This window comes from Treponema maltophilum ATCC 51939, assembly GCF_000413055.1.
GTDB lineage: Bacteria > Spirochaetota > Spirochaetia > Treponematales > Treponemataceae > Treponema_C > Treponema_C maltophilum.
In genome coordinates this window covers 1,572,719-1,585,464 of sequence record NZ_KE332518.1, presented here as the reverse complement: position 1 = coordinate 1,585,464, position 12,746 = coordinate 1,572,719, and the positions used below count along the sequence as shown (strand labels likewise).

Below are 12,746 nucleotides of genomic sequence, written 5' to 3'. Positions count from 1 at the left end.
ATATGCAATAGTAACACCTGAATTTCAGTTAGCGCAAGTTAACAGGAAATTTTTATAAAAACTTTTTGTCGAGTCATTGCAGAAATACGGAATATACCGGATAATATCGATTATCGTATGTTAGTGTTCAACGCGCGGTCGGCAATCGGAAAGCAAAGCGTACTCGGCGAACTTCCTTCCGACAAGGTTTTGTTTGCCGACACCTTGCGCATGGCATGGCCGGCCATAGTCGAATCGTTTTTATCCGCTTTGATTTCCCTTGTCGATACCGTTATGGTAAGCGCGCTCGGAAGCTATGCCATCGCGGCCGTCGGGCTTACTTCCCAGCCGCGATATTTGTGTCTCACGGTGTTTTTTTCGATAAGCATTGCGGTAAGCGCTTTAACCGCGCGGCGCAAAGGCGAGGGCAATCGGGATGAAGCGAACCGCGTACTCGTGCAGTCGCTGGTGATTACATTTTTTGTATCGGCCGCGGTAACGGTTCTTGCCTTTGTGTTTACCGAACCGATTTTGCGCTTTGCCGGAAGCCAAAAAGACACGCACGACTATTCAACCGAATATTTTCGCATAATCATCGCCTCCCTTGTGCTGCAAGCTTTTACCTTTGTCGTCAACGCGGCGCAAAGAGGGGCGGGCAATACGAAGATTGCGATGAAAACGAATTTGCTTTCGAACGGCGTCAATATCGTGTTTAACTTTTTGCTGATTGAGGGGCGCTTCGGCTTTCCCGCCCTCGGCGTAAAGGGGGCGGCGATCGCTTCGGTTATCGGCTTCGGTGCGGGCTTTGTTCTTTCGGCGGCTTCGGTCCTTAAATCGCAGGGCTATCTTTTTTTGTTTTACCGGAACAACAGCCTGCGCTTCGACAGCCGCATTTTATCGGGTTTGTACAAGGTCGGCTCGGGCGCTTTGATCGAGCAGGCGTTTTTGCGCATCGGCTTTTTTTTATACGCAATCGTCGTCGCCAATTTGGGAACGGCCGCCTTTGCCGCGCATCAAATCGGCATGAATATTTTAAGCATATCGTTTGCAATCGGCGACGGACTTTCGGTTGCCGGCGTCGCCCTTGTCGGACAAAGCTTGGGAAAAAAGAGAGCCGACCTTGCAAAAATATATGCAAGCTTTTGCCGGCGCATGGGCTTATTGTGTTCGCTATGTATTGCGCTTATCTACAGCACGCTCGGGCGCGACATATACCGGATTTTTTCATCGGACGCCGACATTCTGTTTTACGGCAGCATTATCATGAAAATTATCGCCGTTACCGTCGTTTTGCAGGTTGCGCAGGTTATCAATTTGGGCTGCCTACGCGGTGCCGGCGACACGCGCTATACCGCGGTCGTTTCGCTTATAAGCGTTGCGATAATCCGTCCGCTTTCCGGCTGGCTTTTAGTGTACCCGCTGCACTTCGGCCTTACCGGCGCATGGCTGGGCCTTTTACTCGATCAGTTTGTGCGCTTTTTCCTCACATGGCTGCGTTTCAAAAGCGGCAAGTGGCAAAAGATTGAGATATAAAAACGGGTGCCTCAAGAGTACGTTCAGTTCTTTTTGCCCGCCTGCACTAAGGTAACGGCCGAGGTGATGACGATGTCTTCGACCGAGCAGCCGCGCGACAGGTCGCTGATCGGAGAAGCAAAGCCCTGCAAAATCGGGCCGAACGCGTCGGCTCCGGCCAAGCGCTGTACCAATTTGTAGCCGATGTTTCCCGCGCCCAAATCGGGGAAGATGAGCGTATTGACTTTGCCGGTAATGGGGCTTCCCGGCGCTTTTTTTTCGGTAACCGAGGGGATGAGGGCTGCGTCGGCTTGGATTTCTCCGTCGAGGCACAATGAAGGGAACTTTTCTTTTGCGATGCGCACGCCTTCCTGCACGCGCAAAACGTTTTCGTCTTTGCCGCCGGAGCCCTTGGTGCTGAACGACATCATGGCGACAACCGGTTCAACGCCGAGCATGGTGCGGCACGATTCGGCCGCAGCGCCCGCTATATCGGCAAGCTGTTCGGACGTGGGGCAGGGGACGACCGCACAGTCGGAAAAAATCATAATACCGTCGGCGCCCCATTTGGGATTGTGCATGTCCATAACAAAGCATGAGGACGCGGTTTTCATGCCCGGCGCCGTTCCGATAATCGTGAGGCCCGCGCGCAGAACGTCGGCGGTTGCCGAAAGCGCACCGGCTACCATCGCATCGGCTTTGTTTTTACGCACCATCATGGCGCCGAAACGGAGCGCGTTTTTCATATCGACGTGCGCTTGTTCCATCGTCATGCCTTTTTTTGCGCGCAGTTCGCAGTATACGGCGGCAAAATCGTCGTGCCATTCGGAGTTTTCGGGGTCTATGATATTTATGCCCGCAAGCGAAACGCCTTTTGCTGCGGCGACTTTTTCTATGTCCGCTTTATTTCCGAGAAGCGTTACCGAAGCGGCAAGTTTTTCTTTTATAATTTGAGCGGCGGCCGCGACCGTGCGCTCTTCAGTGCCTTCGGGCAATACGAGCCGGTTTTGCAGTGCACCGGCTTTCTTTTTCATAACTTCGACAAAATTCATATCGGCATCCTTTATAACAGAGTTTTATCTATCATAATGCCGCACGCCGATTTGTGCAAGGGGCGTTTTTCGTCCTCTTGCGCTTTTGCGGTAAAACCTGTTATACTTCAAACAGGCGTTTGCGTAGAGCGGCGCCGTAATTTTGCCGCGTGCGTCCGAACGGCCGGCGGCCTAAGGAGAATCGTTATGAGAAAATACTATATCGCCGGAAACTGGAAGATGAACAAAACCAAACCGGAAGCGGTAGCCCTTGCCGAAGGCTTGGTAAAGGCGCTTAAAGACGGAAAAAACAAATATATGATAGCACCGTCGTTTACGAACCTTGACGCCGTCGCTCAGGTTGTAAAAGGTACAAATATTTTACTCGGTGCGCAAAACATGTCTACCGAAGAATCGGGCGCTCATACCGGAGAAGTTTCCGTATTGATGCTGAAAGACTTGGGCGTGCAGGCCGTTATTTTGGGGCACTCCGAACGCCGTCATATCTATAAAGAAGACGATGAAATGATCAATAAAAAAGTCAAACTCGCTTTAAAGCACGGTTTGGAAGTGATTTTGTGCATCGGCGAATTACTCGAAGAGCGTCAGGCAGGCAAAGCCGAAAAGGTGTGCGAAGAACAAACGCGCAAGGGGCTTGCCGGCGTAAGCGCGGACGAGCTTAAAAAGGTTACGATTGCGTACGAGCCGGTATGGGCGATCGGTACGGGAAAAACCGCAACCGCCGACGATGCCGAAGCAATCCACTTGTATGTGCGCAACATTATCGCCGATATGTACGGCAAAGCAGCCGCCGATGAAATCATTATTCAATACGGCGGTTCAATGAAAGCGGAAAACGCTGCAGGGCTTTTGGCAAAACCGGATGTCGACGGCGGCCTTATCGGCGGTGCGTCCCTTAAAGTTGAAACGTTCGAGCCTATCTGCAAAACATATTAAATGCAAAATCAAATTGTAAAAACGGACAGCACGACGTATCTTCCCGCAAAGCGCCGCTTCGGAGATCGAGCCGAAGGCCGGCGCATACGGTCTATAGACCCTATGGCGATCGTCGCGCCGTTTATTATGTCGAGCAGGGTCGGCTCGCAAAACCTGTTTCAAGACAGCGTAAATCTTGCCGCCATGGAACGCTTTGTGCATAAAAAAAGGGAAGAAGGCCTTGCCGGTTTCGGCGCGATGCATGTTCTTATCGCCGCCTATGTGCGCACGATTTCTCAGCGGCCGGGCATAAACCGCTTTTTAAGCGGGCTTCGGCTCTATGCGCGCCACAATATCGAAATTGTTATGGCGATTAAAAAGGCGATGAATTTGGAAGCCGAAGAAACGATGATGAAATTCTTTTTCGATCATCGTGCAACGGTAACCGACGTCTTTCTTCAAATGAATAAAAAAATCGAAGAATACCAAACTAAAAAAGAAGAGAAAGAAAGTGCGTTCGATAAGGTTGCGCGTCTGCTCGGTTATATGCCGCGCTTCCAATTAAAAGCCGCGATTGCGTTTTTTAACTGGCTCGACTTTCACAACTGGCTGCCCGAACCCTTGCGCCGCGTAAGTCCGTTCCATTGTTCGGCGGTCTTTTCGTCTATGGGCTCGCTGGGCATTCAGCCCGTTTTTCACCATCTGTATGATTTCGGCAACGCTCCCGTTTTTATTACGTTCAGCACGATGCGCAAATCGACGGAATTCGACCGCGACGGAACCTTGCACCGCATACGCCACCTCGATTTGGCCGTTACGACCGACGAGCGCATTTGCGACGGCTTTTATTACGCATCGGCCTTTCACGAATTGCGCAAATACTTAAAGAATCCCGAATTGCTCGATGAACCGCCCGAGCAGGTTATCTGCGACGTTGATTGATCCGAGCCGGCAGGAGTGAAGGAAAGCATGAACGCTATTCAGATTTTAGGCTATGCCGCCTCGCTGATTGTTTTTATTTCGCTTATGATGAAGTCGCTGGCAAAACTGCGCGTTTTGAACGCGGCCGGCAGCTTGCTTTTTGTCGTTTTTGCGCTCGCGACCGATTCGCTCCCGACGGCTTTTTTAAACATGGGAATTGTCGTCATCGATGTCTTCTATTTTATCCGCATGACGCGCGTAAAAGATAATTTTGAAATTATGACCGTGCAAAAAGACAACGAAATCGTCCGGCGCTTTTACCGTACAAACAAAAAAGAACTTGACGCGCTGTTCGGTGAAGCTTCATTTGTAAAAAGCGAAAAGATTGCGCTGTTTTTCAGAAACGACGACATAGCCGGTCTTTTGGCTTATTCGTCGGTTGTTTTGCCGCCGCAAGCCGATTCTTCCGTGCCGGAAAGCGCCGCCGAAATTCTTATAGACTTTGTCGTTCCCAAATACCGCGACTTTGCCGTCGGCCGGCATTTTTTTGTAAAAGACGTAAGCTTTTGGAAAGAGCAGGGGTATACCTGCCTTTTATCGAACGTTCCCGACAAAAGGCATATTCCCTATCTTGAAAGGCTCGGCTTTGAACGGCAAAACGACTTTACCGTATGGAAAAAATCCTTATAGGCGATCGACTGACGGGTTTTGCGAATTATTTAAGCAAATGTTGAAATTTACCCTCTTTTCGCCAGGGCTTTCATCGACGTCATATAGGCGCGGAGTTTTTTGCCGACTATTTCAACCGGATGTTCCTGAATTTCCGCATTGACCGCCGTCAATTCCGCATTGTCCACTTCGGTATCGACGAGGTCGAGCCCTTTGCCGATAACGTCGAGTTTTTGGCGCGACATAAAATCGGCAAGCAGCGGACGGCACCTGTTGTCGAACAGATAGCAGCCGTATTCGGCCGTGTCCGAAATCACCTTATTCATTTCGTACAGCTTTTTGCGGCTGATAAGGTTCGCGATAAGCGGAACTTCGTGCAGGCTCTCGTAGTAAGCGCTTTCGGCCTTTATGCCCGCATCGGTCATCGTTTCAAAGGCAAGCTCGACGCCGGCTTTAAGAATTGCCGCCATCAATATGCCTTTGTCGAAATATTCCTGCTCGCGGATCGGTGTTTGGCAGGCATCCGTGCGCTCGAATGCGGTTTTTCCCGTTTCTTCGCGCCACTTTAAAAGATAGGCGTCGTTATCGGCCCAGTCTTGCATCATCGTTGCGCTGAAAACGCCGCTTATAATATCGTCCATTTGCTTTTTATACAAATCGGACATAATCGTCTTTAATTCTTTGCTCAGCGCGTGAGCTTTAAGTTTTGCCGGATTCGAAAGCCGGTTCATCATGCCGGTAACGCCGCCCCACTTCATCGCTTCGGAAAGGGTTTCCCAGCCGTACTGCACTAATTTTGCCGCATAGCCGGGTTCGATTCCTTCTTTTACCATTTTATCGAAGCACAAAAGGCTGCCCGATTGCAGCACGCCGCACAAAATGGTTTGCTCGCCCATTAAATCCGACTTTACTTCGGCGATAAACGACGATTCCAAAACGCCCGCGCGGCTTGCTCCGGTTGCAAAGGCGAGGGCTTTTGCGTTTTCCAAGCCCTTGTGTTCCGGATCGTTTTCGGCGTGCACGGCGATGAGCGTCGGAATGCCGAAGCCTCTGACGTATTCCGTGCGCAGTTCCGAACCGGGGCCCTTGGGCGCCATCATAACGACGGTAATGTCGGGCCGTATGCGCATGCCTTCTTCAACAATATTGAAGCCGTGACTGTACCACAAAACCGACCCCTTTTTCATAAGGGGAAGAACTTTGGCGAGCACGGACGAATGCTGTTTGTCCGGCGTTAAGTTGCCGACGACATCCGCATCGGGAATCAGTTCTTCGTAGGTTCCGACCGTAAAGCCGTTGTCCGTTGCGTTTTTCCAACTTGCCCGCTTTTCGGCAATGGCTTCTTTGCGCAGCGCATAGCTTATGTTCAAGCCGCTGTCGCGCAGGTTAAGTCCTTGGTTCAGTCCCTGAGCGCCGCAGCCGACAATAACGATTTTTTTATTTTGTAAAACGTCCGCACCCTTTTCGAACTCGCTTCGTTCCATAAAACGGCAGTGTCCCAATTGCAGCAAAGCTTCCCGCCACGGAAGCGCATTAAAATAATTCTTTTTTTCCATAACAGACTCCTCATAAAAAGTTTCCGCATCAAAGCGGGAAAGCTCGGTTAAAATGCATATGCGTATGATAGCGAAAATGCATTTTATGGTAAAGGGGAAAACGGCTGTTTTTACATAAATACTGTAATAATTTCAGTAATATTAAAATTTTTATGCCTTTTATCTTGACCCTGCGCCCGCTAATCACTAGAATACGAAAAATAGCCTCTTATAACGGATGATAATACGGGAGTTTTTTAATGAAAAGCGATAATGTAACGAAGGGACGCGACCGCGCTCCTCACCGCTCGCTCTTTTGGGCGATGGGATATACCGAAGAAGAATTGAACAGGCCGCTTGTCGGCGTATGCTGCGCAAAAAACGAAATTATTCCCGGGCACATATATTTGGATAAAATCGCCGAAGCGGTAAAAGCGGGCGTGCGCATGGCCGGCGGTACTCCCATTGAATTTCCCGTTATCGGCGTATGCGACGGCATCGCGATGGGGCATGAAGGAATGCGCTATTCGCTGGTTACGCGCGAAATCATAGCCGATTCGGTCGAATGCGTTGCGCGCGCCCATCAATTCGACGCGCTCGTTATGATTCCCAACTGCGATAAGGTTGTGCCGGGCATGCTCATGGCCGCAGGCAGGCTTGATTTACCGACGGTTTTTTGTTCGGGCGGCGCGATGCTTCCCGGAAAAATTTCCGGCTCGGCCGATCAATGCGGTGCGAATCCCTATGCGGGAAAAGGTTTGAGCCTGTCCGATGTTTTTGAAGCCGTAGGGGCTGCCGCATCGGGAACGATAGACGACGCTCAGCTGCGCGAAGTTGAACAAAGCGCTTGTCCCGGCTGCGGTTCGTGTTCGGGCATGTTTACGGCAAACAGCATGAACTGCGTTACCGAAGTTTTGGGTTTGGCGCTTCCGGGAAACGGTACGATTCCGGCCGTCAGCGGAAGACGCATCGCTTTGGCAAAACATGCCGGCATGGCGGTTATGGATATGTTTTTTAAAAACATCAATGCGCGCAAAATCTTAACCGAAAACGCTTTCCGCAACGCCCTCGTCGCCGATATGGCGCTGGGCTGCAGTTCCAACACCGTTTTGCATTTGCCCGCCGTTGCCCGCGAAGCCGGAGTGCGCATCGACTTAAAAAGCATCAATGAAATATCGGAACGCACGCCTAATTTGTGCCGTCTTGCGCCGGCCGGGCACAGTTTTATAAGCGACTTGGACGACGCCGGCGGCATCGGCGCCGTTTTAGCCGAATTGAATAAAAAGAAACTTATCGATACTTCTTTAATAACCGTAACGGGAAAAACGATTGCGGAAAATATCGCCGGCGCGGTAAACCGCAATCCTCGGGTTATCCGCCCTATAGAAAATCCCTATTCCGAAGAAGGCGGCATTGCCGTTCTTTTCGGCAACCTTGCGCCTAAGGGAACGGTCGTAAAGCGTTCGGCATGCGCACGCGAGCTTATGAAGTACACGGGAACGGCGAAGGTTTTCGATTCCGAAGAAGAGTGCTATAAGGCCGTTCAGGAACGAAAAATTCAAAAAGGCGACGTCGTCGTTATCCGCTACGAAGGACCTAAGGGCGGGCCGGGCATGCGCGAAATGCTTGCCGTTACCGCCGCTCTTGCGGGGCAGGGCTTGGATAAATACGTCGCGCTCATTACCGACGGACGTTTTTCCGGCGCCACGCGCGGCGCTTCTTTCGGTCACTGTTCTCCCGAAGCGGCAAGCGGCGGGCCCATCGGCTTGGTAAAAAACGGCGACAAAATTTCATTCGATATACCGAATTATGCAATAAAGCTTGAAGTAAGCGACGAAGAACTCGAAAAACGCCGCTCTGAATGGAAGGCTCCCGAACCGAAGGTATCCGGCTGTTTACGGCGTTATGCACAATCCGTTTCGGGAGCGGATGAAGGAGCCGTGCTGCAATGAAATTAAGCGGAGCGCAAATCGTTATTGAATGTTTGGCCGAGCAGGGCGTCGATACCGTTTTCGGGTATCCGGGCGGAGCGGCCCTGTATATTTACGATGAACTGTATAAAAACGCCCATCGTATCCGCCACATTTTAACGTCGCACGAACAGTCGGCCGCTCACGCCGCGGACGGCTACAGCCGTTCGACCGGAAAAACCGGCGTCGTTATTGCGACCAGCGGGCCGGGCGCCACCAATTTGGTTACGGGTATCGCGACCGCTTACATGGATTCGGTTCCTCTGGTTGCGATAACGTGCAACGTCGCAACGAACCTGATCGGCAAAGACAGTTTTCAGGAAGTCGATATAACCGGCATTACGATGCCGATTACAAAACACAGCTATATTGTCCGCAGCGTCGATCAAGTTGCCGCCGCCGTGCGCGAAGCCTTTGTGCTTGCCGCCTCCGGACGGAACGGTCCGGTTTTAATCGATATTCCCCGCGACGTAACGGTTGCGCTGACCGATTACGAACCAATGGATAAAAAAACGTCGGCAGATATAAACGCATGCATCCATAAAGCCGGCGCACTTAAGCGCGCGCTGCAGCCGCTTCCTGTAAGCGACGATAATGTTGAAAAAGCCGCGCGCATGATAAACGAAGCGCAGCGTCCGGTTATCTGCGCCGGAGGCGGCATCTTGAGCGCCCGTGCATGGGACGAACTGCGCGCTTTGGCCGAAAAAGCATCGATTCCGGTCTGCCAAACCCTCATGGGCATAACGTCATTTCCGTCCAAGCATCCGCTGTGTACGGGGATGGTCGGCATGCACGGAACCAAGGCTTCAAACGCCGCGATAAGCCGCTCCGACCTTATCATTGCGCTGGGTATGCGCTTTTCCGACCGCGTTATTTCCAATCCGGCAACCTTTGCGCCGCACAGCGCCGTTTTGCATGTCGATATCGACAGCGCCGAAATAAACAAAAATGTTCGGGCCGACTGCGCCCTTGTGGGCAACGTAAAAGATATTTTAACGCGTATTATTCCGCTTGTACATAAAAAAGAAGAATCGGAATGGAATGTTCAAGTGAAGGGGTGGAAAAACCATGTTCCCTCCATGTACGCGAAAAAAACGAAACTTCATCCGAAATTCGCGTTCGAATACATGCACGACAAAATCGGCGATAAAGCGATTATTACGACCGAAGTAGGCCAGCACCAAATGTGGACTTCGTTGTTTTATCCTTTTTCGGTGCCGCGCTCTTTTTTAACTTCCGGCGGCTTGGGCACGATGGGCTACGGAACGGGGGCCGCAATCGGCGCCCAATTGGGAAATCCCGATAAAATCGTCGTGCATATTGCCGGCGACGGTTCGTTCAGAATGAACTGCAACGAACTTGCGACTATCGAACATTACAAGCTGCCGATTATCATTATCGTTGTCAACAACGGTACGCTGGGAATGGTCCGTCAATGGCAAAAATTATTCTACGGCGGGCGCTATTCGAATACGACGCTCGACCGGGGTCCCGACTTTGTAAAACTTGCCGCGGCATACGGAATTAAAGCCGCCGCTGCCCGCACGGAAGCCGAATTCGCTTCGGCCTTCGACACGGCGCTTGAATGCGCATCCCGTGCGGAAAACAGCGAACCCTTTTTAATCGACTCTTATATCGATATTGACGAATTGGTGCTTCCGATGGTTCCTGCGGGAAAATCAATAGACGACACGATGCTGGAGGTATAATGGTTTCACGGAATAAGGCATTTGCACATTTAAGCGCGGGATATTTATTCCCCGAAATCGCACAGCGTCGTAAAGCCTTTGAAGCGTCTCATCCCGGATCGCGCGTTATCAGTTTGGGAATCGGAAACACAACCGAACCTTTGACGCCCCACATCAGCGAAGCGATGGCCGATTATGCGAAAGCTTTGTCTACGAGGGAAGGCTATTCCGGCTACGGGGACGAGCAGGGCATGAAAGAACTCAGAAAGCGCATTGCCGATGTTTTATACCCGAATACGGCCGAAGAATCCGAAATTTTTATTTCCGACGGAGCCAAATGCGACATCGGACGTATCCAGTTGCTTTTCGGGCCGGATGTGCGCGTTGCCGTGCAGGATCCCGCCTATCCGGTGTATGTAGACGGTTCGGTGATTGCGGGCGCCGCCGGAGGTCAAAAAGCGGACGGGAGCGGCTATGAGGGCATTACCTACATGCCCTGCACGGCCGAAAACGGTTTTTCCCCCGATTTGTCCCGTGTTGCGCGCGACAGCGTCATTTACTTTTGTTCGCCGAACAATCCGACCGGAGCCGCTTGTACAAAAGAGCAGCTTGCAAAACTGGTCGGTTTTGCGCGCGAAAACGGCTGCATTATCGTTTACGATGCCGCATACGCTTCGTATATACGAAGCGAAGAGCTGCCCAAATCGATTTACGAAATAGACGGCGCGCGTTTTTGCGCGATAGAAATCAATTCGTTTTCAAAACCGGCCGGTTTTACGGGCGTGCGCCTCGGCTGGTCGGTTGTGCCGCACACGCTTGCGTTCGGCGACGGAACGCCGGTTATAAACGATTGGAACCGCATCATGACGACAATCTTTAACGGCGCCTCGAATATAGCCCAACGCGGCGGCTTTGCCGCCCTCGACGAAACCGGTTTGCGGGAAATGCGCGGCCTTACCGATTTTTATCTTGAAAACGCGCGTCTTATAAAAAAAGCTTTGGAAGGCGATAATTTTCGCGCCTTGGGCGTGCGCATATTCGGCGCCGATAACGCGCCGTATTTATGGGTGCAATTTCCCGGCAAAAAAAGTTGGGACGTGTTCGACGATATTTTAAACCGCTGCCGAATCGTTACGACACCCGGGGCCGGCTTCGGGCCTGCGGGCGAAAGCTTTATTCGCTTCAGCGCTTTCGGGTCGCGCGAAAACGTACTCGAAGCCTGTTCGCGCTTACAAGCATTTTAAGCGTAAAAAAACTTAATTTTAAACTCGCCGGCTCGCATTGTGCTTAAAACTGCACCTTGTACGACGCCGTAATCGAAAACATCTTTTTCCAATCGGCATATGCAAGCGGTTTTACGGGAACTTTTACTTTAAATACACCTTGCGGTGCGGTAAATTCGGCAAAAGGCACAACCTGCGCCGAAAGTTTTTGCATACTGAATGCCGACACCAGCGGATTGACGGTTGAAGCGGCAAAAATACAGCCGAATACGCCCTGCGCCGACTTAAAGCCGATCGGAATCGACTTTATCATAAAAGCCGCGCCCAACGGATAATCTATATACGGAATATTTTCGTATACGCTGAGCGGCAAATGAAAGGCGCTGAGCGAAAACACCGCCGCGCGCGTCGAAAAGCGCGGTTCGAAAAACGCGTATAAGTCCGAAAGCGAAAAAACGCTGTCGCCCGGATCGGGGTTGGTTTGTATGCGTGTAACGCCTGCCTGCATAAAAAGGTTTACGAAGGGATTGCCGCCGATCAGCAGCGAAATTCCGGCATGAAAATCGGCGCGGCGTATAAGCAGAATAACATTGTTGCCGTTTGCATCCTTATTTTCAAACGGAAGGCTCGTTCCGAACATAAAATCGGCTATCAGCGCATTGGAGACGCCCGCGATGCGGATGTCCGTGTTCAGGCGGTTTTTCCCGAATTGTTCGTTGTAGTATACATACAAAGCGTTCGCAGCCGGCACGGCATATTTTACCGTAAAAGAGCCGCCCGCGCCGCCGACGGGAATAATCGCCGGCGTTTTAAATCCTATTTCTTTTTCCAATAAATACGAAGCAAAGGCTTTTGTTCCCAAATAGCGCTGCGTAAACGTGTCGCTTCCGCCCGTTTCGTATTCTCCGGCAAAAAGGGCGAATTGCGATGCCGTTTTTTCTATTTTGAAGCGGTACATAAGCGACAGTTCGTCTATATTGAAAAGCGAAGGAATGTCGCGCAGCTTTATGTCGCCGAAAACGTTACCGGTTTTGAGCGAAAACGCCGTGTTCGCCAAAAAACGTTCGCCGATTTGTACCTGCGTGCGGTAAAATCCGCGAAACTGAACTTCGGGGTTGCCCGAAGCTGCGGAAGGCAAAAAGTCGATCGCGCCGCCGCTTGCCGTGTCGGAAAAAATGTCCGCCGAAAAAATCGGCGCAAATGCAAAAACGGAAAAAATAATAAAACCGAAACGTTTTGCGGATTTTAATACATTCATAATCGATTCTCCTGACGGCGCCGG

The 12,746-nt window shown here is 51.2% G+C and carries 10 protein-coding genes; 7 read left to right on the top strand and 3 right to left on the bottom strand.

Annotated elements, in window-relative coordinates:
• The first annotated feature begins 117 nt into the window (after positions 1 to 117).
• Positions 118 to 1,512, top strand: a complete 1,395-nt coding sequence (locus HMPREF9194_RS07235; protein WP_016525722.1) for an MATE family efflux transporter — start codon at positions 118 to 120, stop codon at positions 1,510 to 1,512.
• A gap of 23 nt (positions 1,513 to 1,535) precedes the next feature.
• Here HMPREF9194_RS07235 and pta read toward each other — a convergent pair whose 3' ends face one another.
• Positions 1,536 to 2,543, bottom strand: coding sequence for a phosphate acetyltransferase (gene pta / locus HMPREF9194_RS07230; RefSeq protein WP_016525721.1), 1,008 nt, complete (start codon positions 2,541 to 2,543; stop codon positions 1,536 to 1,538).
• Positions 2,544 to 2,729: 186 nt separating this feature from the next.
• Here pta and tpiA point away from each other — a divergent pair, with 186 nt between their 5' ends.
• Genes tpiA through HMPREF9194_RS07215 form a run of 3 tightly spaced genes read left to right on the top strand, consistent with a single transcriptional unit; the run spans position 2,730 to position 5,069 of the window.
• Positions 2,730 to 3,479: a triose-phosphate isomerase gene (gene tpiA, locus HMPREF9194_RS07225; protein ID WP_016525720.1), complete on the top strand. Its 750-nt coding sequence runs from the start codon at positions 2,730 to 2,732 to the stop codon at positions 3,477 to 3,479.
• Positions 3,480 to 4,400, top strand: coding sequence for a hypothetical protein (locus HMPREF9194_RS07220; protein WP_016525719.1), 921 nt, complete (start codon positions 3,480 to 3,482; stop codon positions 4,398 to 4,400). It begins immediately after the preceding gene.
• Positions 4,401 to 4,427: 27 nt separating this feature from the next.
• Complete coding sequence (locus HMPREF9194_RS07215) at positions 4,428 to 5,069, top strand: hypothetical protein (protein ID WP_016525718.1); 642 nt, start codon at positions 4,428 to 4,430, stop codon at positions 5,067 to 5,069.
• A gap of 47 nt (positions 5,070 to 5,116) precedes the next feature.
• On the opposite strand, the gene ilvC is transcribed toward HMPREF9194_RS07215, so the two are convergent.
• Positions 5,117 to 6,604 carry a ketol-acid reductoisomerase gene (ilvC, locus tag HMPREF9194_RS07210; RefSeq protein ID WP_016525717.1) on the bottom strand — a complete coding sequence of 496 codons (1,488 nt, stop codon included), beginning with the start codon at positions 6,602 to 6,604 and terminating at the stop codon, positions 5,117 to 5,119.
• 239 nt (positions 6,605 to 6,843) lie between these two features.
• Between ilvC and ilvD the strand changes: the two genes are divergently transcribed.
• From ilvD to HMPREF9194_RS07195, 3 genes are read left to right on the top strand one after another with little or no spacing between them, the layout of a single operon-like run.
• Entirely contained in the window at positions 6,844 to 8,535 is a 1,692-nt protein-coding gene (gene ilvD, locus HMPREF9194_RS07205; RefSeq protein ID WP_016525716.1) for a dihydroxy-acid dehydratase, read from the top strand.
• The gene (gene ilvB, locus HMPREF9194_RS07200; RefSeq protein WP_016525715.1) at positions 8,532 to 10,262 is read left to right on the top strand and encodes a biosynthetic-type acetolactate synthase large subunit; all 1,731 of its coding nucleotides are present in this window, start codon (positions 8,532 to 8,534) and stop codon (positions 10,260 to 10,262) included. Before ilvD ends, ilvB begins: the two co-directional genes overlap by 4 nt.
• On the top strand, positions 10,262 to 11,485 hold the full coding sequence (locus HMPREF9194_RS07195) for an LL-diaminopimelate aminotransferase (protein WP_016525714.1): 1,224 nt from the start codon (positions 10,262 to 10,264) through the stop codon (positions 11,483 to 11,485). Before ilvB ends, HMPREF9194_RS07195 begins: the two co-directional genes overlap by 1 nt.
• Before the next feature lie 43 nt (positions 11,486 to 11,528).
• On the opposite strand, the gene HMPREF9194_RS07190 is transcribed toward HMPREF9194_RS07195, so the two are convergent.
• Positions 11,529 to 12,722 (bottom strand): hypothetical protein, encoded by a 1,194-nt coding sequence (locus HMPREF9194_RS07190; protein ID WP_040846255.1) that lies wholly within the window; start codon positions 12,720 to 12,722, stop codon positions 11,529 to 11,531.
• Positions 12,723 to 12,746: the final 24 nt, after the last annotated feature.